Raw genomic sequence first — 26,396 nt, 5'->3', positions numbered from 1 at the left:
CCCGAAGGCCCTTTCAATATTTAGCTATTTACGCGTTATTTAAACGTTTATACACGTTCAAATACAGTAGCAATACCTTGGCCTAAACCAATACACATAGTCGCAAGGCCAAGGCTAACGTCTTGTGATTCCATTAGGTTAATAAGCGTACCTGAGATACGTGAACCAGAACAACCTAGTGGGTGACCTAGTGCAATTGCACCACCGTTAAGGTTAATCTTAGTATCTAAGTGGTCCATCCAACCTAGCTGCTTAATGCACGATAGTGCCTGCGCAGCGAACGCTTCGTTAAACTCAGCAAGTTCAATATCGTCCATAGTAAGGCCAGCGCGCTTAAGGGCTTTTTGTGTTGCCGGAACTGGGCCGTAACCCATAATTGCTGCATCACAACCGGCCACTGCCATAGAGCGAATTTTCGCACGTGGCGTTAGGCCAAGCTCTTTAGCACGGTCTGCTGACATAAGTAGCATGCCCGACGCACCGTCAGACAGCGCAGACGATGTCCCCGCAGTTACTGTACCGTTTACAGGGTCGAACACTGGGCGAAGTGCCGCCATGCTCTCTACTGTACTTTCAGGGCGTACCACTTCGTCATGATCAATAAGCTTTAATACGCCGTTAGCATCGTGACCTTCAACAGGCACAATCTCGTTAGCCCAGCGGCCTTCAAGGTGTGCTTTGTGCGCTAGCTGGTGCGAACGTGCGCCAAAGGCGTCTTGTTGTTCACGAGTAATGCCGTTCTGACGACCAAGTAGCTCAGCTGTCATGCCCATCATGCCCGACGCTTTTGCCGTATACTTAGCAAGGCCCGGGTGGAAGTCGATGTTGTAGTTCATCGGTACGTGACCCATGTGCTCAACACCACCAATCATGTAAATGTCACCACGGCCGCTCATAATGCCACTTGTTGCATCGTGAAGGGCTTGCATTGATGAACCACATAAACGGTTTACCGTTACCGCGCCTGTTGTGCGTGGAATTTGTGTTAATAGTTGCGCGTTACGTGCAACGTTGAAGCCCTGCTCTTTAGTTTGCTGAACACAGCCCCAAATGATGTCTTCAATCTCCGCTGGGTTTACGCCAGGGTTACGCGCTAGTAGCGCGGTCATTAGTGCTGCAGATAGGTCTTCTGCGCGCACATTTCTGAAAACACCGTTTTTTGAACGACCCATAGGGGTACGAACGCAATCGATTACGACTACTTCTTTCATTAGTTTTTCCTCCGGGTCTTATGCGAAATACGATTTACCAGCAGCGGCCATGTCACGAACGCCATCTGAAATCTGATAAATTGGACCAAGTTCAGCGTACTTGTCTGCCATCGCAACGAAGTTCGCCAAGCCAATAGTTTCAATCCAACGGAAAATACCACCGCGGAATGGAGGGAAACCTAAGCCGTAAAGTAGCGCCATATCAGCTTCAGCTGCGCTATCTACAATACCTTCTTCTAGGCAGCGAATTGCTTCGTTTGCCATAGGGATCATAAGGCGTGCAATAATGTCGTCTGCGTCAAAGTCTCGCTTGTCAGCAACGTGAGGGGCCATCAATGCATACGCTTCGTCAGCAGCGGTTTTAGACGGTCTACCGCGCTTATCAACACCGTAGTTGTAGAAACCTTTACCGTTCTTCTGGCCTAAACGCTGTTCTTTGTAGAACAAGGTTACTGGGTCGTTGTCTAGGCGCGCCATACGCTCTGGAATACCAGCAGCCATTACGTCTGCGGCGTGATCGCCAGTGTCGATACCCACTACGTCCATTAGGTACGCAGGGCCCATTGGCCAGCCGAAGATTTTTTCCATTACTTTATCAACCGCTACAAAGTCAGCACCGTCGATAAGTAGCTTACTGAAGCCCGCAAAATAAGGGAACAATACGCGGTTTACCAAGAACCCTGGGCAGTCGTTAACCACAATAGGGGTTTTACCCATTTTAAGCGTGGCTGCTACTACTGCATTGATGGTTTCTTCAGACGTCTTCTCGCCACGAATAATTTCTACCAATGGCATGCGGTGCACGGGGTTAAAGAAGTGCATACCACAGAAGCGCTCAGGTTTATCTAGGCTCTCTGCTAGCTGGTTAATAGAGATTGTCGAAGTGTTTGAACAGATAATAGCGTCGTCCGCTACGTTCTCTTCAACTTCTTTAAGTACAATGCCTTTTACTTTCGGGTTTTCTACAACCGCTTCAATAACAAGGTCTGCGTCTTTAAGTGTGCTGTACTCAAGGGTAGGGGTAATTGCGTTAAGTGTTTGCGCCATTTTGGTCGCATCAACTTTACCGCGCTGCATACCTTTACCAAGAATTTTAGCAGCTTCTGAAAGGCCAAGGTCTAGTGCACCTTGGTTAATGTCTTTCATAATTACTGGCGTGCCTTTCACAGCGCTTTGGTATGCAATACCGCCGCCCATGATGCCAGCGCCAAGAACAGCAGTAAGCTTTGATTGCTTAGTGGCGGCTTTCGCTTGCTTTTTACCTTTGCTCTTAACTAGCTGGTCGGCAAGGAAAATACCAATCTGCGCTTTTGCTGCGTCAGTCTTAGCAAGGGCAACAAAGCCTTCGTTTTCAAGCTTAAGTGCACCTTCACGGTCTAGCACAGATGCTTTTTGAACCGTTTCAACCATTTTGTGTGGCGCAGGGTAATGTTTACCCGCTTGTGCAAATACCATGGCTTGCGCGGTAGAGAAGCTCATCATCGCTTCGTTTTTGTTTAGTTGTAATGGCGCTTTCTTAACAGCACGTCGTGCTTGCCAATCAAACTTGCCATCAACAGCGTCTTTCACCATGGAAAGCGCGCCTTCAATTAGCATTTCGGGTGCTACAACAGCATCAACCGCACCTTCAGCAAGGGCTTTTGCCCCTTTTCTGTCACGGCCTGTGGTCATCCACTCAAGGGCGTTGTCTGCACCAATTAGGCGAGGTAGGCGTACCGTACCACCAAAACCAGGCATGAGGCCTAGTTTAACTTCTGGCAAACCAATTGAAGCTGTGGTGTCAGCAATACGCATGTCACATGCTAACGCCATTTCACAGCCGCCACCTAGTGCGAAGCCATTAACGGCAGCAATGGTCGGGAAAGGAAGGTCTTCAAAGCGGTCAAATACTTGCGAAGTGTTCGCAACCCATTCTAATACTTCCGCGTCGTCCATGGCAAAAAGGCCAGTGAACTCAGTGATATCAGCACCAACAATAAAGGTGCTTTTTGCAGAACGTACAACCAAACCTTTAATGTCACCTTTTGCAACAAGCGCTTGGGTTGCTTCGTCAAGTTCGCTAACCGTTTGGCGGTCAAACTTATTTACTGAGCCTTCAGCGTCGAATACCAGCTCAGCAAAGCCGTCATCTAACAGACTGACAGAAAGACTCTTGCCTGTGTATATCATTATCTTCTCCTTCGGCATTGGCCAGGATGTTAGTTTATTAATCCAACAGCAACGTAGGGCAGTAGAAATAAACTAACGCGTTAGGGTGGCTAAATTCTTTACAAAGCCACACAAAATTTCAATGAAAAAAATCAAACGACCGTTTCAATGTGCAATAAGGTAGTGGTCGGATGACTCAATTTCAAGGGGTTCATTGAAATTTGGGGTTCATTTCAACGAGTGTGCTTGTATAATGAGCGTTATTGTCGCAAAGCGCCAATCCAGCATAATAATAGTCTACAATCATCAAGTTGATGTTTGTAAACAACAGCTAACAAGCTGGCACAACAACTTCCATGGCAAGGAGCCATAACGCGTGCACTTTAGGCACCGTAACGTAAACACATCAAGTCGAAGTAATCGGCGTTACATGCATACGTTTGCTGCGTGGATGGGTTTAAATATTTATCAGGGTAGGAGTTTTATTGTGTCTGTACTTCTTAATGCCGAGTCTTTTTTAAGCCGCTATGTATCGCGCTTCCCGCTTGCGTTCTTTGTATTGTCATATTCATTGTTTGTGCAAGCGAGCGTCTCAAATACGTTACCGTCCGACTCGTTTGAAGCACAGCGCCAGCAGTTTCTTACTATTGAAGAAAAGCTTAATACGCTGCCTTCGCGCAGGCTAGACGAACTCGACGGCGCTATTTATTCCTTATCATCGTATCCGCTTTATCCTTACTTGCTACGTAAGAAATTAGAACGAACCCTATCCCTTAAAAGCCGTGACAATATCGAGGCGTTCCTGAACGACTACGCAGGGCAGCCAGCCAGCTATGGCCTTCGTTATCGTTGGTTAAGTTATTTGGCAAGCCGTAACCACCAACAGGCCTTTTTGCATAACTATCGTGGCGGTATGGGGGCAAAGTTAACCTGTATTGCGCTTAATTACCGGTTACAAAATGCTGAAGATGCAGCGACGGTGCTCTCAGAAGTCGATAATCTGTGGTATCACGGGCAGTCCCAACCCGACGAGTGCGACCCGCTTTTCAAAGCGTGGCGTAAGGCAGGCATGATGACGCCTGAAAAAGTGATCAAGCGAATTGAAATTGCGGCAAAGGAAAAGAACCGGGCCATCATTCCTTACTTAAAGCGCCAACTACCTAAAGAATATCACTACATTGGTGATGCGTGGTATGCGGTAACGCGCAATACCAATGCGGTGAATACCAAGCGCTTGTTTCCGTTAAAGCATACTGCCTATGAAGCTGAAATATTAACATGGGCCATCGAAAAGCTGGCATGGAGCCATGCCGAGAAAGCAGCGAAAGCGTATACGCATTATCAGGCCAAATCGGTATTCAGTCAGCCGCAGCAGCATATGATGCGCCGCGCCATTGCCCTTAGTTTTACCCTAGGAAGAAAGCCTGAGTCTCACGAGTGGCTTGAACGTGCCGACATAGAAGGTGCGAATGACGATGTTAAGCGATGGCACATTGCTCACTTATTACGAAATAAGCAGTGGCAAGAGGTTATCGATATCATCAACAGTGCACCACAATACCTTCAAGATGAAGAAAACTACCGTTACTGGCGTGCCCGAGCGCTCGAAGAGCAAGGCAATACCATGCAGGCCACGGTGTTATATACACAACTTGCACAAGAGCGTCATTATTACGGTTTTATGGCCAGTGCACACGTCGGGGCGTTGCCGCACTTAGCGCATGAATCGGCTGTTACCAATAATCAGAAAAAACAAAAAATTGCGCAAACCCCCGCCACACTGCGAGCGCTTGAGTTTTATCGTTTAGCGCGTTTCAACAGTGCGCGCCGAGAGTGGCATTATTTGCTATCCATATTGCCAGAAAGCGATATTACTGAGGCAGGTATATTAGCTTATGAGTGGGGAGTATACGACCAAGCCATCACCAGTTTTGCGCGAAGTGGCGAGTGGGATGATGTTGAGCGCCGTTTTCCACTAGCGTTTAACGATGCCTTTACCCAAAAAGCAGCTGCTTACGATATTGATAAAGCGTTCGCTATGGCTATCGCTCGACGAGAAAGCTCTTTTAGGGCAGACGCGGTGTCGCCAGTGGGAGCTGCAGGGTTAATGCAAATTATGCCGGGTACCGCACAATATCTCGCTAAACAGAAAGTCAGTCGCAATACCTTATTTCAAGTCGATGATAACTTAGAATATGGCGTGCAGTACTTGCGCTATCTCATGGACAAACTTGATAACAACCCGGTGTTGGTATCAGCGTCCTACAATGCTGGGTGGCGAAAGGTGTTAGAGTGGCTACCTGCCAACGAATCGCTACCGGTCGATATTTGGATTGAAAACATTCCATATCGAGAAACCCGCCACTATGTTAAGGCCGTGTTAGCGTACCAGCATATTTACGAGCAGCAATTAGGATTGAACCAAAACATGTTCCCATCACTAACAAAAGAGGTTATTCCTAGTGCAGAATCGGTGACCACGAACCCAGATACCGGGCGCTTGCAGTTAGCGCCGCGCTAATCCCAATGGGGCATGTGTTACACTGTGCTAGAACACAATTAAGTAAAAATAAAAAACGACAGAAAAGAGGGGTTATGTCAGACCATCAGGTAACCTACAAGCAACACATCGAAGAATTACAAGCACGTACCCGAGAGGCGTTGCAGCGCGAAGGGCTAGACGGGCTCGTCATCCATTCAGGCCAAGGTAAACGATTATTTTTAGATGATAATCATTACCCGTTTAAGGTAAACCCACAGTTTAAAGCGTGGGTGCCGGTAATAGACAACCCTAATTGTTGGTTAGTGGTCAATGGCGTCGACAAGCCCACACTGATTTTTTATCGTCCCGAAGACTTTTGGCATAAAGTGCCGCCAGAGCCCAACGCATTCTGGGTAGACAGCTTCAACATTGTGCTGTTGCAACAAGCCGATGCGGTAGAAAAACATTTACCATACGATAAATCGCGTTTCGCTTACATTGGTGAATACATTGAAGTAGCAAAAGCATTAGGGTTTGAAAACGTAAACCCAGACCGCGTACTGCACTACTTGCATTATCAAAGAGCGTTTAAAACCGATTACGAGCTTGACTGTATGCGTGAAGCAAACACGCTTGCGGTTGCCGGCCATAAAGCAGCAGAAGCGGCGTTTAGGCAGGGTAAAAGTGAATTCGACATTAACCTTGCATACGCAGCGGCATGCAGACAAGGTGATAATGACGTCCCTTACACTAGCATTGTTGCGCTTAACGAACATGCGTCGATATTGCACTACATGCAGTGCGATACCCAAGCGCCCAGTGAGTCTCGCTCATTCCTTATCGATGCCGGCGCCAATTATCATGGTTATGCTGCTGACATCACACGTACGTACAGCCAAAACTCTGCCCTGTTTGCAGACCTTATCAGTGCAGTTGACAAGGTTACCGTAACATTGGCCGACGCGCTAAAGCCTGGTGTGGCGTATACCGATATCCACCTATTAGCCCACGATGGCATTGCGCAAATCTTGCAAGACACAGGGTTAGTTAATCTAAACGCCCCCGACATTGTCGAGCAAGGAATAACGCGTACGTTTTTCCCTCATGGCATTGGTCACTTCTTGGGGCTACAAGTGCATGATGTAGGCGGGTTAGTTAACGATGACAGAGGCACGCCTAAGCCTGCGCCTGAGTCTCACCCGTTCTTACGATGTACTCGTATTGTCGAGCCCAAGCAAGTGTTTACCATTGAGCCTGGCTTGTATTTTATCGATAGTTTGCTGCGCGATTTAAAAGCAACGCCAGCATCTAAATACATCAATTGGGACACGGTTGCCGCGTACAAACCTTTCGGTGGTATTCGTATTGAAGATAATATTATTGTACATCGAGCTCGTAACGAAAATATGACCCGCGAACGCGGTTTGAATTAACCATTACGTTGGTGCTATACATCACATGGTGTATACAATTTTAAAAAGCAGCCCCAGGCTGCTTTTTTTATTGCTGCATGCTTACGGGTACGCATTTTGCGTGATAAAAAGTAACTAGCGAACGTAATAGATAACGTAGGAAGTGAACGTGGCACAAGTGGATATCATCGATGTTGTAATAACCGCAACAATAGCAGGTTTAGCAATGCCGGCTGGGGCCTGGCTAGCAACAGTGAATAGCATTCGACCAAAGTGGTTAGAGAAGGAAGTTCGTCACGGCATCTTAGCGTTAGGCGCAGGGGCGCTAGTATCCGCTGTCGCGTTAGTGCTTGTGCCCGAGGGGATGAAAGACCTGTCGTTACTCATGGTATCACTGTGTTTTATATCCGGCGCGCTGGCGTTTATGGCGCTCGATATCTACTTAGCCAAAAAGAAAACCGCTGGCAGTCAATTGGCGGCTATGCTCAGTGACTTTGTTCCAGAATCACTGGCGCTTGGCACTACCGCAGCGCTTGGGGGCGGAACACTGCTGTTGGGAATACTCATCACCGTGCAGAATTTACCCGAAGGGTTTAATGCCTATCGTGAAATGGTGCATGAGAACAAAAAACGCAGTACCACACTCATTCTACTTTTTGCACTAATGGGGTTGCTTGGCCCTATCATGAGCCTTATTGGCTTTTACTATCTATCTCAATACCCCATGGTAATGAGTGGGCTAATGCTGTTTGCGGCAGGTGGCATTCTTTATTCAGTATTTCAAGATATCGCGCCTCAAATCCGCATGGAAAACCATTGGCTCCCGCCACTTGGCGGCATACTCGGCTTTTTAATCGGTATAATAGGGTATGCAATAGAAGGCTAAGCAACAAAAAAGGCGCCATTAAGGCGCCTTTCGTCAAATTATTAAAAGGCTAACTGGTACGTTCAACCGAAATGTGTGCAAGGGCAATAAGTGCATCTTTATAAGCAGAATCGGGGATAGCATCTAAGCTATCAATCGCCATCTGTACTTCTTTGTGAGCACAAGCTTGCGTGTATTCAAGCGCCCCGGTCGATTCCATAATACCCTGAATGCGTGTTAGGTGTTCTAAGCCGTTGCTCTTTTCAATTGCATCACGAATGAGGTGCTTGTCGTCTTCACAATCGGCATGCCACATCGCGTAAAGGAGTGGAAGCGTGGGCTTACCTTCTGCAAGGTCGTCCCCGGCATTTTTGCCCATTTCTTCGCTATCAGCCATATAATCCAAAATATCATCGGCTAGCTGAAACGCTGTACCAAGATGTTTACCATACTCTTGCATGGCGTGCTCAACATCGTCGTTTTGGTCTGTTAGTACGGCAGCTAATTGCGTCGCTGCTTCAAATAAACGGGCGGTTTTACCGTAAATAACGTCGAAATATCGTGCTTCTGTGGTAGTAGCATCGTTACAGTTCATCAACTGCAACACCTCACCTTCAGCAATCTGGTTCGTCGCTTCCGACAAAATCTCCATTACCCGCATACGCTTTAAACTCACCATCATCTGAAATGAACGTGTATACAGGAAGTCGCCCACTAATACCGACGCTTGGTTACCGAACACAGCGTTAGCCGTCTCTCGCCCGCGTCGCATAAGTGATTCGTCAACAACATCATCGTGTAATAACGTGGCAGTGTGAATAAATTCAACAATCGCTGCTAGGGTATGGTGGTCGTTATTGTCAATGCCCATTGCTCGTGCGCTTAGCACTGTCAAAAGTGGGCGAAGACGTTTGCCGCCACTGTTAACAATATAGAAGCCAAGCTGATTAATAAGTGCAACATCGGAATCGACTTGTTGCTGAATCAACTGGTTAACGGCCTGCATGTCATCGTCTGACAACGCGCGGATTTCATTTATATCCATTGGCATGAGCGTGAAAACTTATTTATTTGGGTAAAAACGTATTGTCGGCGATTGTACCTTAATGCAGACGAGTATCCACCACATTGTCTATCAAATTGTCTTAAAAAATCGCGAGTTAACGTTTTCCCATGCATCAAACGTCGTGAAACATCGGTTTCATGTACTATTTATCAGTAAACCAAAGCATGCGGTCACGAAACGAGAGCACGTGAAAACGAAATTACGCGCAATACTATTTCCAATATTTTAGTCCATACCATGCTCAATACAGGGCTGCTTAACGGCGTGATAGCGCTAACACAATTATTTTTGAAGCGAACAGACGAGTACCAAGAAAGAATAGAAAAGCGCAAATAGTGCGTTTATTTCTTCATATCACGCTTTAGAAGCTATTTTGGTCACACTCTGTTCGTTATTCGCCTACGATCTCGGCACGATCTATTTTGATGCGGTGGCGATCATTTTTCGATCCTCAATGACGATCTCATCTAATGTAATAACCGCGAAAACCAACGCAGCGCCCGCGAATTAACGAAAAAATCACGCAAAATTATTGCTTTCTCAAAATCTTAAGGTATAACTTACGCACAAATTAAGGGGGTAAATCAGGCGTTCTATCGCTTTTTTTACCAATGTAGGAAAAATAATCTATTTTTCTGAGAAACGGGGTTGTGGTTTGCAGATGTTTCACGTAGAATTTGCGCCCTGTTTTTTGAATTGAAGCGTCATTGGACGCAGAGCGGAGTTAACTATGTACGCGGTTTTCCAAAGTGGCGGTAAACAACACCGTGTGGCCGAAGGCCAAACCGTTCGTCTTGAAAAAATCGAAGTAGCCCCAGGCGAAACGGTTGAATTTGACAAAGTTTTAATGGTAAGCAACGGTGACGATGTAAAAATCGGCACACCTATCGTTGCTGGTGGTAAGGTGACTGCTGAGGTAGTTACGCACGGTCGTGGCGATAAAATTAAAATCGTTAAGTTCCGTCGTCGTAAGCATTCTCGTAAACAAGCTGGTCACCGTCAGTGGTTCACGGAAGTGAAAATCACTGGTATCAACGCATAATAGGAGCACGAACACATGGCACATAAAAAAGCTGGTGGTAGTACCAAAAACGGTCGTGATTCAGAGAGTAAACGCCTAGGTGTAAAACGCTTCGGTGGCGAATCTGTTCTTGCTGGTAACATCATTGTTCGTCAACGTGGTACTCGTTTCCACGCTGGTGACAACATGGGTATCGGTAAAGACCACACGTTGTTTGCACTAAAAGACGGTAAAGTTCAGTTCGATGTAAAAGGACCGAAGAACCGTAAATTTGTAAGCATCGTAGCTGAGTAAGCGCGAAAGCTTCTCGCCTAACAGGCTTAGAAAAACCCCGCGCTTGCGGGGTTTTTTGTTTTATGAAACCGACAACAGTCCCTTTGTAGTAGTGCATAGCGTTTTCGTTATGTAATAAACTAGGTTTCTTCTTTTGTTATTAATAAACCCTTAGTATTGCATCAAGGCGTAATGGCATTATTTGGTGTAAACTAGGTGTATATATTGGTAAGTAATAACCCAAGGCATTATTGCCCGGAGTGATAAATGAAATTTGTAGATGAAGCTGAAATTCGTGTAGAAGCCGGAGACGGTGGAAACGGCGTAATTGGCTTTAGACGGGAAAAATACGTTCCTCGTGGTGGTCCTGATGGAGGCGACGGTGGCGATGGCGGTAGCGTATATCTTATTGCCGATGAAAACCTGAATACATTGATCGACTATCGCTTCGAACGTTTTCATCGTGCAGAGCGCGGTCAAAACGGTCAAGGCAGTGATTGTATTGGTAAAGGCGGTAAAGATTTAGACGTAAAAGTACCTGTTGGTACACGCGCTACCGACAATGACACCGGCGAAGTACTCGGCGACCTAACTCATCATGGTCAACGTTTAAAAGTAGCGCAAGGTGGTTATCACGGTTTGGGTAATGCTCGCTTTAAAAGCAGTACTAACCGCGCACCTCGCCATAAAACAAACGGTACGCCAGGCGAAATTCGCAACCTTAAACTCGAGCTAATGCTATTAGCCGACGTTGGTCTATTAGGCATGCCTAATGCGGGTAAATCAACGTTCATTCGTTCGGTTTCAGCGGCTAAGCCAAAGGTTGCCGATTATCCGTTTACCACGCTGGTACCTAACCTTGGTGTGGTACGTCAAGATTCGAACCGAAGCTTCGTGGTGGCTGATATTCCTGGTTTGATCGAAGGTGCTGCCGATGGCGCTGGCTTAGGAATTCGATTCCTTAAACATCTAGAGCGTTGTCGCATACTACTTCATGTAGTCGATATCATGCCTGTGGATGAAAGTAACCCAACGGATAATGCTAAAGCAATCGTTGAAGAGCTTGAAAAATACAATCCAAAACTAGCAAGTAAACCGCGCTGGTTAGTGTTCAATAAAGTCGATTTGCTACTTGAAGAAGAAGCAAAAGAAATCTGCGACAAGATTGTTGAAGAGCTTGAATGGGATGGCCCAGTCTATCAAATCTCTGCGTTTCAAAAGTTAGGGCTAGAGCCATTATGTAGAAGCATTATGGACTACCTCGAAACGTTACCGACAGAGTTGGAAACAGAAGACGAAGAGAAGGAAGTCGAATTTAAGTGGGATACGTATCATCGTAATACGTTAGATGCTCACGACGACCTTCATGACGATCTTGATGATGACGAAGATTGGGATGAAGACGATTACGATGTAGACGTTGAGTACCGCCGTTAATAATACATGAATAATAACAGCACGAGCTAAATGACGAACCGCCATTACCTCGTGCTTTTTTATTCCTTTTATTCACTACAGCACACCGCGTGTCGCTGAAAAACGAGAACGTTTTCAATGAAAATAGCCATGATTGCCGCAATGGCAGAAAACCGAGTTATTGGTGCAGACAATGATATGCCGTGGCACCTTCCTGCCGACCTAAAGCATTTTAAAGCCGTGACGTTGGGTAAGCCGGTTATCATGGGGCGCAAGACCTATGAGTCAATAGGGCGCGCGCTACCCGGGCGACCCAACATTGTAATTACATCAAATAAAGAATATAGCCTGTCTGATGCCACTGTGGTTGATTCTCCCGAGTCAGCGTTAGGCGTAGCACACGTCCTCGGTGAAGGCAGTGATGAAGTCATGATCATTGGTGGTGGAACTATCTACCAAGCATTTTTACCACTAGCAGATACGCTTTATTTAACGCATATCGAATTAGCCGTTGAGGGAGATACCCAGTTCCCGGATTATCAGCAAGCACACCAATGGAAAGAAGTAGAGCGTGTTGCCCACACCAATGATGAGAAAAATAAACACAATTATGTGTTTGTTACGTTGCAAAAAGCATAAAAAAACGCCGGAAGGTCATACCGTCCGGCGTTTTACTGTCGATCTGCAAGAATAAACTCAGCAAAAATCACTTCAACATGGCTGCGAGTTGTTATCCCATTTGATCAAACAAGCTCTCGAGTGATAGGCCTTGATGACCCAGCATGTCGCGTAAACGACGTAATGCTTCTACTTGAATCTGACGAACGCGTTCTCGCGTTAAGCCAATTTCTGCGCCTACATCTTCAAGCGTAGAGGGTTCGTAACCTAAAAGACCGAATCGACGCGCTAATACCTCACGTTGCTTAGGGTTAAGCTCTTCAAGCCACCCCACGATATTATTTTTAATATCGCTGTCTTGCAGGTTTTCTTCTGGTCCAAACTCTTTTTCATCAGCCAAAATGTCGAGTAATGCCTTGTCGTTTTCACCGCCAATCGGAGTGTCAACCGACGTAATACGCTCGTTTAACCGAAGCATTTTAGTTACGTCTTCTACAGGCTTATCAAGTGCTGAAGCAATTTCTTCAGCGGTAGGCTCATGGTCTAGCTTTTGTGACAGCTCTCGTGCTGCACGCAAGTATACATTAAGCTCTTTAACCACATGTATGGGTAAACGAATGGTGCGAGTTTGGTTCATTATCGCACGTTCAATGGTTTGTCTTATCCACCAAGTAGCATAGGTTGAAAATCTAAACCCTCTTTCTGGATCAAACTTTTCTACCGCACGGATTAAGCCTAAGTTTCCCTCTTCAATAAGGTCAAGAAGGGCAAGTCCACGGTTGTTATAACGGCGTGCAATTTTAACGACTAACCGAAGGTTACTCACTATCATGCGTTTACGGGATGCGTCGCAGCCTTTAAGAGAGCGACGTGCGAAATACACTTCTTCTTCAGCAGTAAGAAGCGGGGAAAAACCGATTTCGCCAAGATACAACTGTGTGGCGTCTAGGTTTTTGGGTTGGTCATCTTTACTGATTACAGAATCGCTGCTTTCAGTTTCAGAATCTGTGTTTAAGGTTTCGTCAGCTTTTAGTTCAGCCGGCATATCGATGACATCAGCGTCATCTGCTTTTGATACTACGGTTGTATTTACGGTACCCATAGTGAATCTCCTGCTACAAGGTTTACCTTTGACGTTTCTCCTTTAACTTTTATTATTATTATTTATTATTATTTTGATGATGGCAGGTAACGCATAGGGTCTAAAGATTTCCCTCGATACCTTACTTCAAAGTGAAGCTTAACCGAATCTGTACCACTATTACCCATGGTTGCAATTTGCTGCCCCGCCGATACCCAATCTCTTTCTTTTACATCAATCGTATCGTTGTAGGCGTATGCACTTAGAAATGTATCGGTATGTTTAACAATAACTAAATTACCGTAACCTCTTAATGCACTCCCTGAGTAAACAACTTTTCCATCTGCCGCGGCATAAACGGGAGAACCCTTTGCAGCGGCAATATCAATACCTTTGTTCCCAGACTCTGCCTTATTGAAAGATCCTACGATCTTTCCTTTTGCAGGCCACACCCACCGTTTGATCTTACTAGGGAAGGTTTTTGGCGCTACTTTTTTGACACCTGTTGACGGCTTTTTGACGACCGTAACGTTTTGTCCGTTAACATTTTTTTCACTTTCACCATACCCCTGTGTTCGAGGTTGGTCAATGCCTCCTTTGCTCTTAGTTGAGATGGTCGGAGCAGTAGACTGACTGGTCCGATCCGGGGAGGGTGAGGAGGATCTCGCCACGATCTCAGGTGCGGTCATGCGCAATTTTTGACCAGGAAAAATACGATAAGGCGTTGATAAATTGTTATATTTAGCGATGTCTTGATAGTCGTTTCCGGTATACCAAGCAATAGCATAAAGCGTATCCCCGGGTTGTACCTCATAGGTGTCCGAAGAAAAGATACCTTCTTCGTCTTCAATTTGACTATTTAATAATACAACAGGGGCGGGTGCGGTTCTGCTGCCACAACCTTCAATAGTGAGGGAAATAACAATTAAGAGGAGCAGAAAGGAAGGTGATAATTTCATATCACCTCAAAACCAAATATGCACCAACTGCCAGAAGGACTACGGCCCAGCCCAATATTTCTACATATTGCCTAAGGGTATTCTCCATTTTCTCTCCACCCCAACGCATCAGCCCGGCGACAAGAAAGAACCGCGCGCCCCGTCCTACTGCCGATGCCAGTAAAAACGGAAAAAAGGCCATTTGAAGAAAGCCTGCACTTACCGTAAATATCTTGTAGGGAATGGGCGAGAAGCCAGCTAAGAACACAACCCATACGCCATAGTCAGTGAACCATTGCATGGCTTTATCTATTTTATGTGTGTAACCCCATTGTTCAATCAAGGGTGACAGCCATACATCAAAAGCAAAATAGCCTAGCCAGTATCCGGCAATGCCGCCTAAAATCGATGCAATGGTCGTGATTAGGGCAAATCGCCATGCCCGTTCGGGCTGCGATAGCGACATTGGTGCTAGCATAACGTCTGGTGGGATTGGGAAGAAAACAGATTCAGCAAAGCTCAGGCCGCCCAAATACTTCGTTGCATGTTTATGTCTAGCCCAACGTAGTGCAAGGTCGTAACATGCCTCAAAAAGCTTCACATCAACTCTCCAGCGACTAACGGAACAAATCTTACCGACTCAATCGTTGTGGTAACAAGTTCACCCTCTACACGGTCAATGCATAATAACGACTGTTGTTCGTTACCGACGGGAATAATAAGCCTGCCACCTTCTTTTAATTGGTCGCACAAGTCTTGCGGTAAACTTGCTGCTGCGGCGGTAACGATAATGGCATCGTAAGGGCCTTTCGACGCCCAGCCCTTCCAACCATCACCATGCTTCATTGAAATATTGTGCAAATCGAGCTGATTCATGCGGCGCTTAGCCTGAAACTGCAATGCTTTAATTCGCTCAACACTAAACACGTAGCCAAACAATTGTGCCAATATCGCCGTTTGGTAGCCTGACCCCGTACCAATTTCTAACACTTTCTCTGGCTTATTTGGGCTATCAAGCAATAGCTCTGTCATTTTCGCCACAATATAAGGCTGAGAAATAGTTTGCCCCTGCCCAATAGGCAATGCCGTATTCTGGTATGCCTTATGTTTAAGTGCGTCTGGTAAAAACGTTTGTCTGGGCGTACCGGCAATTGCATTTAGCACGTGCTGCGAACGTATTCCTTCGTCATAAAGCAGCTGAGCTAGCGCATCCCCTTTTCTGGAAGCTCTCATGATGTTGCTTGTTATCCTAAGTGTTTGCGATTAACGCTTTTTATTATTTAGCGATCGAATGTTTCGGTCACGTTTTTATAGTATCTAAACTTTGATACGCAGTCATCTCAACGTCACGGGTATCATTTTTCCATCTTCCACTATGCCGCGTTTAGGTGTTTGTAACGGGGGTAAGTGTCTCAACGCACTCCCGTAATACCGACGTAGCAAAGCATCCGCTAGGTAGTGCAAAAGATACCGTGAAGGTATCTTCCTCGCGCTCCCATTGAAGGTCTGAGGGCCATATTTTTATTGCCTTGCGCTCTTGATCAAAACCACATTGGCTAAGAAAATCGACTACGCTTGGGTGTTGGCCTGCAATCTCAGTTTCAAACGCCAATGCTTGCGCATGGGTTGCAAGCTTGCCTTTTCCCCATAACGGAGCTGAAGGGCACAAGTCCTTCGCGTCATAGCGCTGTTGTAGGTTGTCAGCTTTTCCATCGTTGATGAAAAAACTATTTGAACCACTAAGGATGAGAGCGTCGCCTTCAATCACGTTATCAAAATTACCCGCTTGTAGACGGGCAGAAAGCATGTCGTTGAACAACCAGCTTCGCAGTGCCGATAGGGCCATAGAGCGCTTGTTTCGATGGCGAATCGTTTCGCCATTAATCATACGCTCAGCCATCATCAGGTTTCCCCCACGCTGAACATCACCCTCGTCATTCACGCGCATTACACCAAAGCGCTGTTCGCCATAGTAGTTAGGCACACCGTGCTTTGCAATGTCCTGTAAGCGTGCTTCTATCGCGTCTGCATTTTTCACGTCACGTAACGTAATAGTAAAGGTATTGCCTTTTAACTGACCGGTACGAAGCTTTTTATTATGTCTAACTTGTTTTAATACCCTTACCCCTTCCAATTCGAAGGTACTAAAATCGAAATCAGGCTTACCCGGTGCAAGAATGCCAAACCATTGTTGCGTTACAGCATATTTATCTTTGCGACCGGCGTAGGTAACTTGGCGAAGCGGCAACGAGGTAAAGCGCGCCAGTTGTTCTGCAACGAACGCCGTATTGGTATTCGTTTTCTCAACAAAAATAAATTGGTGCTCGCCTTCGCCACACGGCTCGTAGCCTAAGTCTTCAACCACCTTAAAATCGTCTGCGTATTGTTTAAATACCCCAGATGCCTCGGGTTTGCCGTAATAGTACTGCCAGTGTTGCGTGTCTAATGGCTTCATGCTGACACCAGAAGTACAACAGCGTGTGCGGCTATACCTTCCTTTCTGCCTGTATAGCCAAGCTTTTCTGTTGTGGTAGCTTTAACATTGATTGCATCAATGTCGACATGACAATCACTGGCAATGCGTGCACGCATATCGTTAATGTGCGGCGCCATTTTGGGGGCTTGTGCAACAATTGTCATATCAGCATTACCCAGTACATAGCCTTTGTCTTTTATCACGTTCATAACATGACGCAGCAATACTCTACTATCAACCCCGCTATATGCATCGTCAGTATCTGGGAAGTGCTTACCAATATCGCCAAGTGCTGCCGCGCCAAGTAGAGCGTCACACAAAGCGTGAAGCAGCACGTCGCCATCAGAGTGCGCGACTAAACCAAGGTCATTGTCTATTTTTACGCCGCCAAGCGTAATGGGGCCGTTGCCGCCAAATTTGTGAACATCGAAACCGTGTCCTATTCGCATATGTCTTTTGCCTTCATGCGTTGGTGTAAATAAAATTCTGCTAAGGGGAGGTCGGCAGGATGAGTTATTTTTATATTTATTGGGCTGGCATTAATCAGTGCAACGTTTGCGCCCATATATTCTATTGCCGATGCTTCATCGGTAACGGCCACACCGTCTGATAATGCTTTACTCAGGGCCTGTCGTAACAACACATTGGGGAATAATTGCGGCGTAAGTGCATGCCACAAATTGTCTCTACTTTCTGTATGCGACACATAGGCCTTGTTGTCAGTGGAAGCGCGTTTCATGGTGTCTCGAACTGGGGTAGCGAGAATACCGCCAACCACATCATCCCGCGAAATTACCGATAGTAACGAGGAAATATCGTCAAGCGGTACACAAGGTCTTGCAGCATCGTGCACGAGCGCCCAGCTATCGTCGTTCATACTATTGAGCGCATTCAGTACCGAGTCTGCTCGCTCTTTGCCGCCTTCTACCCGGGTAACGTTCGGATGGCGCGCTATATCTAACTGGTCAAAATAGCGATCTTCAGGGCTAAGGGCCACAATAACCTTCGTAATTTGAGGGTGAGAAAGCAAGAGTTCGACGGTATGAGAGAGAATGGATTTACCCGCGAGCGATAGATATTGTTTAGGCTGCTCAGCGTTCATACGGCTTCCGACGCCAGCGGCGGGAATAATAGCGGTAACAGAGGGTAGTGTCATGACGTTCACTTCGTTTGGGCAGGTAATATCCGGTAAAAGGTTTCCCCCTGCTTTATCAGGCCAAGCTCATTTCGGGCCCGCTCTTCTATGGCTTCTAGGCCTATTTTTAAGTCGTTTATATCGGCTTTTAACAGTGCATTTCGTTGAGCAAGGTTGGCATTTTGCTTAAATTGAACCATGACTTCTTGCTCGCGCTTTAAGTAGTCAGGAATACTGTTTTTTCCAAACCACAATCTATACTGCAGTAGCCCGAGTAAACAAACGAGAACAATTGGAAGCCATTTATCTTGCCACACGGTATCACCTGAATATTGATAAGCGGAGATAAGTAAAGAGGGCACGATATCGCCCTCACTAATACCTTATTATGCCGTGATAAAGCGCACAATCAAAGGCGCTTTATTCACCTTGCCCGAATTTTCCTTTTAGCTTGTCAAAAAGCTTATTTTTCTGTTGCTCGACAACACTGCTTAATTGCGTTTCAAGAAGCTGCTTTAATGCATCACTATCGCCCTGCGCAGCGCTTAGCATACTATTAACATCAACCAGTTGGCCCGACAGCGCGCTTTGTTCCCCGGCAATCATTGCATTTAATTTGCTGTTGAGTTCGTCTAATTTATCTTGCTGCGAAGCAGTCAATTGGCCTAATGCCGCTTGAGCCAATTTATTATCTAAGTCCGACTTTAACTTAAAGCCGGGGTTGGCAAGTGAGCCATCAAGCAGCATCGTCATCGACAAATCGGTCAATGATTGAAGCGCATTGGCGATGGCTTGTGTGATTTCCGTATTTCCCGACGCTTCCATAACCAGTTGTTTCAGGTCTACTTCACCGCTGCCGTTAAGCTGGTTATTAGTAATATTCATACTGCCATTAGTGGCCATAAGCGCAGATTTCATTATTGCCTCAAGCGATTCATTACCTTCGAAGTTAATATTCGACATAGTGACACCGGCCAGTGACCAAATTTGCTTTGCGTCTACCCCGTTTTCATCTATCCAAAATTCGCCGCTAGAGGTGAATGATTTTAATAAGTCACCGGCGGCATCAATTGTAAACGTGGTCGGTTTACCAAACACACTGTGGGTATTGGTGATGTTGTTCCACGTACTTTCAATGGTTTCATTTTGCCACAGGACCGAAACATTCGTCTCTTTTACCAAAATAGAAGGGATATCCGCTGGCGCGTCTGAGGTACTGTCACCTTGTAGCAATGGCATAACGATTTGCATCGCCGACATAAGGTACTCGGTGTACTCGGCGGCTTTATCGCCAAATACGAAATACGTTACTTGTGATAAAGCAGCTTGGTCGCCAGCAATAACCCCTTTAAGCAAATCGTAGTCTGCCTTAGGCGCTTGCTTGAGCGCCTGCACGCTGGCACTAAGGGCATCCTTGGCTTCGGTCGCTTTTTCACTAAAGGTGCTAATTAATGCTTTATCAGCACTGATTTCTTCTTTTAGCCCAGTTAACGCAGATTTTGCTTGAAGCAGTGCTTGTGGGTCACGGTAGTCGGTTTCTTTTAATTGCGCGATTTGCGTTTTGTAGTAGTCAATTCGGTTTTTATCAGGCAATGACGCATAGTCTTGTTTTAGTGAAGAAGAGTAGCGCTCATAGGCTTGTTTTGCTTCTGTTACCGCTGCGGTAGTTTTGAGTGGATTGCGCGCTAACAACTCATCAACGGTCGGAACGGCATCTTTAGCTTTACCTTTTATCTCATCAAAGGAAAGCGAACGTTCAGGCACACGGTATACGTCACCCGGGGCGCTGCGCTGTGTATCAAATTGCACCTTCAGTAAATCAAGGTTGTTCACCACCACCTGGTCAGATAGCAAAGGCATTAGCGCAACATCGGCATAGGCTTCACCCACAAATACTTGATTATGAGTAGGTTTGGTAGGGTTGGTCAGTGCAATCCCTTTAAGTGTCACCGTGGTGGGAAACAAAGAATGATCTAAGGTATCAATGTTTACTTCTGCACCGTAAGACTCGCCCAACTTAGACGTTAATACCGCTTTTATAATGGTATTTGCGAACAAGAAATATACGGCAATAAGCACAACAAAAAAGCCTGCTACATACAGTAAAATCGACTTACTTTTAGAACCCGTACTCATAGGAAACTCCTTTTAACCAGCAAACAGGGGGTGAAGGTGATGGGTGTTTGCATAAACTGTTTTTAGCAGTCTAAAGCACTGGGGCATATTGTGCCATAGCTTCACGTCGATGAAGTCGAAAGTGAGGCGATGCAACACACAGATAGCAATGACTAATTGCCACCGCATACCGTTTTGGTATGCGGTATGCGGTATGTTATATGTAGTATGCGGTAGTTACGCGTTAGTCCAGTTTAAAACTCTCTGCAATGGCTTTGATTGCCAAGCAACTTGCGCGCAACGATTGACTGGCACTTGCCAGTTTATCTGCGGTTTTTAAGCTATCGTCTGCGGCGCCCGACAGCGCATTTATCCGTACATTGGCTTCGTTGGCTGCCTCTGCCTGCTGTTCGGTAGCCCGCGCAATTTCACTGCTCATGCTAGCAATTTCGGTCATTAACCTGTCGGCTTCTTGTAAGTCCATATTGGCTTTATTGGCATTATCTACCGTGGTTGCCGACGCTTGCTGGCTGCCTTTTACCGCATTAACCGCTGCTTTTGCATGACTTTGCAGCTTTTCTATCATTGTCTGAATTTCGTCGGTACTTTGCCCAGTGCGACTTGCCAAGGTTCTTACTTCATCAGCAACTACCGCGAAACCTCTGCCTTGTTCACCAGCGCGAGCGGCTTCAATCGCCGCGTTAAGCGCAAGCAAGTTGGTTTGCTCAGCAATACCTCTTATCACATCAAGTACGGCGCCAATACTATCGGTTTGCGCTGCAAGTTCAGTAACCACCGCGCTAACGCTTTCAATGTTTGAAGTAAGCGATTGAATGTCTGATACAGTGCTTTCAACCACCGCGGCACCGCTTCGTACGTTTTGTCGCGCACCGGTGGTACTGTGTTCTGCCGCATCGGTATTTTGACTCACATCTTTAATCTGTGTTGTCATTTCTTCCATAGCGGCAGCAACCTGCATCATGTTTTCGTTTTGCGTGTGCGCTTGTTTATTGCTGTTTTGACTTACGTTATCAACCAGTTCGGCTTGTTCTGTCAGCGCTTCAATATTTGCTCTTATTCCAAGAAGCGATTCACGCATTTTTTCCGTGTATTCGTTAAAGTACCGCGCAAGGCGGGTAACTTCGTCGTGCCCGGTTTCGGGCAGTTGATGCGTTAGGTCGCCTTTGCCTTTTGCAATATCTTTCATCCGTTCTGTCACCTCTTGAACGGGTTTAACGATACTGCCTCCAATGACATAAATAAGCGCAATGACTAAAATGATACTCACAACACAAAAAAGGATAAGCACGTTGCGAAGGTGTGCATATTCTTCCTCTAAATGAATCAAATAAATCCCCGAACCTATCGTCCATCCCCAAGGTTTGAAGGTCTTAACATAGGATATTTTTTCAATGGGGGCGTCTTCACCGGGGAAGGGCCATACATAGTCGACGAAGCCATCGCCATTGCGTCTTGCGCTATTCGCCATATCGACAAAAAACGCCTTACCGTTCGCATCTTTGAACGTGCGAAGGTCACGACCATCTAATTCTGGTTTAATAGGGTGCATCACCATGGTGGGGGTATCGTCTTGAACCCAAAAATAATTAGTGCGGTCGTACCGAAGCACTTTTATCGCGTCAAGTGCCAGTGCTCGCGCTTCATCCTCTGTGATATCGGTACGGGCGGCAAATGCGTCAAGCATGGTGTGGACGACTTCGACAAGATGTTGGTTTTCCTCGTACGACTTGGTTTTTAATGCATCATAATGCCGGTCTAATACTACGGCAGTGAGCACAATAAGTAGCAAAACGATGAGAGCTACAATGATGCCTAGTCGCTGAATTAAACTAAATTTTCGTAACCACATGATACTGTTTCCACCTGATAATTATTGTTGATTCTGTCCTTAAGTGAAATGGCGTGAGGCGTCCTTATCGTTATCATCGACCATTGTTAATGATTTGTTACTTAAAGATAGTTTAAGTTTCGGGTTTTGGGAAAAAGTGGAAGGGACAGTATCGAAATTGAACAGAAAAAAGCCCACTGTAGGGTGAAAAGAAAACGTTCCATTCACGCAATCGAAAAGTTGACAGGTAGGGCTTTGCGTCAGATTGTTGTGTGCTACTATCCGCGCAAATTTCTTCCGCTGTCGTGATCTTCATACGAAAGTAGAAAGTTAAAATACTAATAAGGGTTAAAGAAGCAGAGGTCGACTTTGCTTGTTTTATGAGTGTTTCCATGTAACCGTGAACAGGTTCGCGGCGGAAACGCTTTACAGTTACAGCTATTTCTAAGAAAGGGTTGCAATGCTCATTAACGACACACTTCATACAATTTCACCTCTACGCCAGCGCATTCGAGATTACTATCGCATTAGTGAATCTGTGGCTGTGGATCAAATTCTTCCCATTGCTGAGGTAAACCCTCGGGCACGAAGTCGAGCGTGGGAACGAGCGCGAAAAATGGTGCTTCAAATTCGCCGGGAACAAGAAGGTCACGGTGGTGTTGATGCGCTACTTAATGAGTATTCATTATCTACTGCTGAGGGCGTAGTACTAATGTGCCTTGCCGAGGCATTGCTGCGGGTACCAGACAGAGCGACACAGGATGAGCTAATTCGCGACAAGCTGTCACAAGGCCAATGGACACCCCATTTAGGTAATTCCGACTCATTGTTTGTTAATGCATCTGCCTGGGGCTTATTATTTACAGGCAATATGGTGAACTATGCCGATAAGCGTAAAAAAGAGCAGTTCGGACTATTAAAGAAAACGCTAGGGCGTCTAGGCGAGCCGGTCATCCGACGGGCCATGAATATCGCAATGCGCGTAATGGGCCGCCAGTTTGTCATGGGCGAAACCATTGAAGATGCCGTTGAGCGTGCAAAAGAGAAAGAAACGAAAGGGTACGTGTACTCTTACGATATGTTAGGTGAAGGCGCTCGCACCATGCAAGACGCCGAACGTTACTATGATGCTTACGTTAAAGCCATAAAAGTGATTGGTAAAGCAGCTAAAGGACGCGGACCAAAACGCTCTCCTGGCATATCGGTTAAACTATCAGCCATCCATCCTCGATTTGAATTTTCTCACCGCGAACGGGCAATGGAAGAAATTCCGCCGCGTTTGAAATCGCTGTGTCTCATGGCAAAAGAGTACGATATAGGTTTGACCGTTGATGCGGAAGAAGCAGACCGCTTAGACTTGTCCCTTGATATTATCGAATCGGTATTTAGAGACAGCGACTTGCAAGGCTGGACAGGGTTTGGCCTTGCCGTACAGGCATACCAAAAACGCGCCATCCACGTTATTGAATACTTGCGAGCGCTTACGGTAGAGGTTGGCCGTCCACTCATGGTGCGTCTTGTTAAAGGTGCGTATTGGGATACAGAAATTAAGCTTACCCAACAAGCTGGCCTTGAAGAGTTTCCGGTATTTACCCGCAAATCGTCTACTGATGTGTCTTATCATGCTTGCGCAAACCGCTTGCTTGAATATCGCGACACTATTTACCCGCAATTTGCGACACACAATGCCTATACTGCCTCTGTTATTGTTGAACTTGCTGGCGATGATAAAGAAGGGTTTGAATTCCAGTGCCTTCACGGCATGGGAGATACGCTTTACGACCAAGTGGTGTCGGAAGACAAAATACAATGTCGTGTTTATGCACCTGTAGGTGAACATGAAGACTTACTGGCGTATCTTGTGCGTCGATTACTTGAGAACGGCGCGAACTCATCATTCGTTAATGCCATTGTTGACGATGAGAAGCCTGTAGAAGCCCTCCTTGAAGATCCTGTAGAAAAAACGCAGCGATTAAAAGTACGTTATAACAAACTGATAAAAACCCCACGGGGCTTGTATGCACCAGAGCGTGATAACTCACGAGGTTTAGATTTAACCGACGTCAATGCAGTTGGAGCGTTAAGCCACGAGCTAGCCCGTTGGAAAGAGTACTACACCTTTTCAGATGCTCTGCCCGAAGGCGCTACGCCGGTACGTAGTCCAACCAATCATAATGACATTGTTGGTTATCACCATTACGCCACACCTGACGAAATGCGACATGCACTTGATGTGGTTGATACCGGCTTTGACGCATGGTCTAAACGGGATGTAACTGAACGAGCCGAAATTTTAAATCGCACTGCTGATGCGCTTGAGCGTCACATGGCAGAACTTATCGCCATTTGTATGCGTGAGGCGGGTAAAGTTGCACAAGACAGTATTGACGAAGTGCGTGAAGCGGTCGATTTTTGTCGCTACTACGCGGTACGAGCACAAGAACTGTCTGAGGATCAGCGTTTGCTTCCTCGTGGTGTCGTGCTGTGTATTAGCCCATGGAACTTCCCGCTGGCCATTTTCTTAGGCCAAGTTGCCGCTGCCCTTGTCACCGGTAATACCGTAATTGCAAAGCCTGCCGAGCAAACCAGTATTGTTGCACAGCGCGCTGTCGATATTATGCAGTCGGTTGGGCTTCCTGAAGATGCGTTAAAACTCATCGTGTCACCGGGTAAAGAGGTGGGAGAAACACTACTTCCTGATGAACGCATAAAAGCGGTTATGTTTACTGGCTCTACGCAAACCGGAACACTCATTTCACAAGTGCTCGCCGAGCGTGGCGGTGAGCAAGTACCGCTCATTGCAGAAACCGGCGGTCAAAACTGTATGATTGTCGACTCAACTGCATTGCCTGAGCAAGTGGTCGACGACGTCATACACTCAGGTTTCCAAAGTGCAGGTCAACGTTGTTCTGCCCTTCGCGTCTTATTCGTACAAGAAGATATTGCAGACGACCTCACCGACATGCTGATTGGCGCGATGAAAGAGTTGACGTTAGGCGACCCGGAAAGCCTTGCTACAGACGTGGGACCAGTGATTGATGAAAAAGCATTGAAGAGCCTGACGGATCACCAAAGTGCAATGGAAAGTAAAGCCCGCTTGTTATTCAGAAATGAGTTACCTGAAGGGTTCGACAACGGAACCTTCTTCCCACCAACGCTTTATCAAATTGATAACCTTGACGTGTTGGAAAAAGAAGTATTTGGCCCTGTTGTCCATCTTGTCCGCTTCAAGGCTAATCAGTTAGATGGTGTGCTCGAGCAAATTAACGGCACAGGGTATGGGCTTACTATGGGTATTCATTCTCGTATTGAAGAACGTGCGAATGAATTGGCGGCCAAAAGTCGTGCAGGTAATATTTACATCAACCGCAATATGATTGGCGCCATTGTTGGCGTGCAGCCGTTTGGTGGGCGAGGGTTATCAGGTACAGGGCCAAAAGCTGGTGGGCCTAATTACTTGTCCCGTTTGATGGTAGAGCGAGCTACGCCAAAACCCTCACAGGTTGAAGACGTCGAATCTACCGACTCGGCACTTGTTGGTGACGAGAAAATAGAAGAACGCGCCCGTATCATGATGGACAAGGCGAAAGACGTTGAAACACAGTGGCGCCATATGGCGCTTAACGACCGTATTTCAATGGTACGCCAGCTCCTCGCTAAAATTGCCAAAGTAGATATTGTTGACGACCTTGCCGACGATTTAAATCGCACACTAGCAACGGCTCGCCAACAGATTATTAGCGTAGAGAAAAAACTGGCGAAACCTCAGGTACTTCCTGGTCCAACAGGAGAGTCGAACAAACTTTACCTTGAACCAAGAGGCATACTGGTTTGTTTTGCGGATAAAGACGTAACCTTCGAATATTGGATGTTGTCAGTAGTGACTGCGCTAGCGACGGGTAACCCGGTCGTGTCCGTCGTGTCTGAAATTTTCTACGATGAAGCCGTTGAAATTCAAAATAAGTTTGAAGCAACCGGCGCACCGAAAGGCGTATTTCAAGTTGCTCGCCTCGCGCACTTCGATACATTGTTAATGGACGAAGATTTAGCTGGGGTAGTTGTCGATTCAAGCACCGAACGTACCGCGAGAATTTCAGCAATGCTGTCCTCTCGTGAAGGGGCTATTTTGCCGGTTATCACCGCAGAGTATAATGATAAACTGATACAACGTTTGATGACCGAGAAAACCGTAAGTATCGATACTACGGCATCAGGTGGGAATACATCATTAATGACACTAGTGGAAGACGACGAATAACGTCAGCCATAGAATACAAAAAAGCCCAGAGT

21 protein-coding genes are annotated in these 26,396 nt (G+C 46.2%); 8 read left to right on the top strand and 13 right to left on the bottom strand.

Annotated features, from left to right (window positions below):
• Nucleotides 1-47: 47 nt before the first annotated feature.
• Nucleotides 48-1,211, bottom strand: coding sequence for an acetyl-CoA C-acyltransferase FadA (gene fadA / locus AC27EZ_RS03570; protein ID WP_487133975.1), 1,164 nt, complete (start codon nt 1,209-1,211; stop codon nt 48-50).
• Nucleotides 1,212-1,229: 18 nt separating this feature from the next.
• Nucleotides 1,230-3,380 carry a fatty acid oxidation complex subunit alpha FadB gene (gene fadB / locus AC27EZ_RS03565; RefSeq protein ID WP_487133974.1) on the bottom strand — a complete coding sequence of 717 codons (2,151 nt, stop codon included), beginning with the start codon at nt 3,378-3,380 and terminating at the stop codon, nt 1,230-1,232.
• Nucleotides 3,381-3,846: 466 nt separating this feature from the next.
• Here fadB and AC27EZ_RS03560 point away from each other — a divergent pair, with 466 nt between their 5' ends.
• The 3 genes from AC27EZ_RS03560 (at nt 3,847) to AC27EZ_RS03550 (ending at nt 8,139) form a co-directional block, all read left to right on the top strand.
• Nucleotides 3,847-5,880, top strand: coding sequence for a transglycosylase SLT domain-containing protein (locus AC27EZ_RS03560; RefSeq protein ID WP_487133973.1), 2,034 nt, complete (start codon nt 3,847-3,849; stop codon nt 5,878-5,880).
• Between the two features lie 74 nt (nt 5,881-5,954).
• The gene (gene pepQ / locus AC27EZ_RS03555; RefSeq protein WP_487133972.1) at nt 5,955-7,274 is read left to right on the top strand and encodes a Xaa-Pro dipeptidase; all 1,320 of its coding nucleotides are present in this window, start codon (nt 5,955-5,957) and stop codon (nt 7,272-7,274) included.
• Nucleotides 7,275-7,479: 205 nt separating this feature from the next.
• Complete coding sequence (locus tag AC27EZ_RS03550; RefSeq protein WP_487134010.1) at nt 7,480-8,139, top strand: ZIP family metal transporter; 660 nt, start codon at nt 7,480-7,482, stop codon at nt 8,137-8,139.
• Nucleotides 8,140-8,188: 49 nt separating this feature from the next.
• Here the strand turns inward: AC27EZ_RS03550 and ispB are convergent, their stop codons facing one another.
• A complete protein-coding gene (gene ispB, locus AC27EZ_RS03545; protein ID WP_487133971.1) occupies nt 8,189-9,163 on the bottom strand; it encodes an octaprenyl diphosphate synthase in 975 nt (324 codons plus the stop codon).
• A 751-nt stretch (nt 9,164-9,914) separates the two neighbouring features.
• On the opposite strand from ispB, the gene rplU reads away from it, so the two are divergent.
• The 4 genes from rplU to folA all read left to right on the top strand — a co-directional run bounded on the left by rplU (nt 9,915) and on the right by folA (nt 12,533).
• On the top strand, nt 9,915-10,226 hold the full coding sequence (gene rplU, locus AC27EZ_RS03540; protein WP_216024709.1) for a 50S ribosomal protein L21: 312 nt from the start codon (nt 9,915-9,917) through the stop codon (nt 10,224-10,226).
• A gap of 15 nt (nt 10,227-10,241) precedes the next feature.
• On the top strand, nt 10,242-10,499 hold the full coding sequence (rpmA, locus tag AC27EZ_RS03535) for a 50S ribosomal protein L27 (RefSeq protein ID WP_012517170.1): 258 nt from the start codon (nt 10,242-10,244) through the stop codon (nt 10,497-10,499).
• 246 nt (nt 10,500-10,745) lie between these two features.
• Nucleotides 10,746-11,915, top strand: a complete 1,170-nt coding sequence (gene cgtA, locus AC27EZ_RS03530; RefSeq protein ID WP_487133970.1) for an Obg family GTPase CgtA — start codon at nt 10,746-10,748, stop codon at nt 11,913-11,915.
• A gap of 129 nt (nt 11,916-12,044) precedes the next feature.
• Nucleotides 12,045-12,533 carry a type 3 dihydrofolate reductase gene (folA, locus tag AC27EZ_RS03525; RefSeq protein ID WP_487134009.1) on the top strand — a complete coding sequence of 163 codons (489 nt, stop codon included), beginning with the start codon at nt 12,045-12,047 and terminating at the stop codon, nt 12,531-12,533.
• A gap of 91 nt (nt 12,534-12,624) precedes the next feature.
• On the opposite strand, the gene rpoS is transcribed toward folA, so the two are convergent.
• The 10 genes from rpoS to AC27EZ_RS03475 form a co-directional block, all read right to left on the bottom strand.
• Entirely contained in the window at nt 12,625-13,614 is a 990-nt protein-coding gene (gene rpoS / locus AC27EZ_RS03520) for an RNA polymerase sigma factor RpoS (RefSeq protein ID WP_487133969.1), read from the bottom strand.
• Nucleotides 13,615-13,682: 68 nt separating this feature from the next.
• Nucleotides 13,683-14,552: a peptidoglycan DD-metalloendopeptidase family protein gene (locus AC27EZ_RS03515; RefSeq protein ID WP_487133968.1), complete on the bottom strand. Its 870-nt coding sequence runs from the start codon at nt 14,550-14,552 to the stop codon at nt 13,683-13,685.
• Nucleotide 14,553: 1 nt separating this feature from the next.
• Nucleotides 14,554-15,132: a YqaA family protein gene (locus tag AC27EZ_RS03510; protein WP_487133967.1), complete on the bottom strand. Its 579-nt coding sequence runs from the start codon at nt 15,130-15,132 to the stop codon at nt 14,554-14,556.
• Nucleotides 15,129-15,764: a protein-L-isoaspartate(D-aspartate) O-methyltransferase gene (locus AC27EZ_RS03505; protein ID WP_487133966.1), complete on the bottom strand. Its 636-nt coding sequence runs from the start codon at nt 15,762-15,764 to the stop codon at nt 15,129-15,131. Before AC27EZ_RS03505 ends, AC27EZ_RS03510 begins: the two co-directional genes overlap by 4 nt.
• A gap of 151 nt (nt 15,765-15,915) precedes the next feature.
• Nucleotides 15,916-16,986, bottom strand: a complete 1,071-nt coding sequence (truD, locus tag AC27EZ_RS03500; RefSeq protein ID WP_487133965.1) for a tRNA pseudouridine(13) synthase TruD — start codon at nt 16,984-16,986, stop codon at nt 15,916-15,918.
• The gene (gene ispF, locus AC27EZ_RS03495; protein ID WP_487133964.1) at nt 16,983-17,456 is read right to left on the bottom strand and encodes a 2-C-methyl-D-erythritol 2,4-cyclodiphosphate synthase; all 474 of its coding nucleotides are present in this window, start codon (nt 17,454-17,456) and stop codon (nt 16,983-16,985) included. The genes truD and ispF overlap by 4 nt, the downstream gene beginning before the upstream one ends.
• The gene (gene ispD, locus AC27EZ_RS03490) at nt 17,447-18,163 is read right to left on the bottom strand and encodes a 2-C-methyl-D-erythritol 4-phosphate cytidylyltransferase (RefSeq protein WP_487133963.1); all 717 of its coding nucleotides are present in this window, start codon (nt 18,161-18,163) and stop codon (nt 17,447-17,449) included. The genes ispF and ispD overlap by 10 nt, the downstream gene beginning before the upstream one ends.
• 5 nt (nt 18,164-18,168) lie before the next feature.
• On the bottom strand, nt 18,169-18,459 hold the full coding sequence (gene ftsB / locus AC27EZ_RS03485) for a cell division protein FtsB (RefSeq protein ID WP_487134008.1): 291 nt from the start codon (nt 18,457-18,459) through the stop codon (nt 18,169-18,171).
• A gap of 103 nt (nt 18,460-18,562) precedes the next feature.
• On the bottom strand, nt 18,563-20,278 hold the full coding sequence (locus AC27EZ_RS03480) for a TIGR03545 family protein (RefSeq protein ID WP_487133962.1): 1,716 nt from the start codon (nt 20,276-20,278) through the stop codon (nt 18,563-18,565).
• 223 nt (nt 20,279-20,501) lie between these two features.
• Nucleotides 20,502-22,127, bottom strand: coding sequence for a methyl-accepting chemotaxis protein (locus tag AC27EZ_RS03475; protein WP_487133961.1), 1,626 nt, complete (start codon nt 22,125-22,127; stop codon nt 20,502-20,504).
• Nucleotides 22,128-22,566: 439 nt separating this feature from the next.
• On the opposite strand from AC27EZ_RS03475, the gene putA reads away from it, so the two are divergent.
• On the top strand, nt 22,567-26,364 hold the full coding sequence (gene putA, locus AC27EZ_RS03470) for a bifunctional proline dehydrogenase/L-glutamate gamma-semialdehyde dehydrogenase PutA (protein WP_487133960.1): 3,798 nt from the start codon (nt 22,567-22,569) through the stop codon (nt 26,362-26,364).
• Nucleotides 26,365-26,396 lie beyond the last annotated feature (32 nt).

It is taken from the genome of Alteromonas sp. 4NH20-0056 (assembly GCF_057539655.1).
Note: the sequence above shows the minus strand (reverse complement) of the source record. Positions and strands in the feature narration are given on the sequence as shown.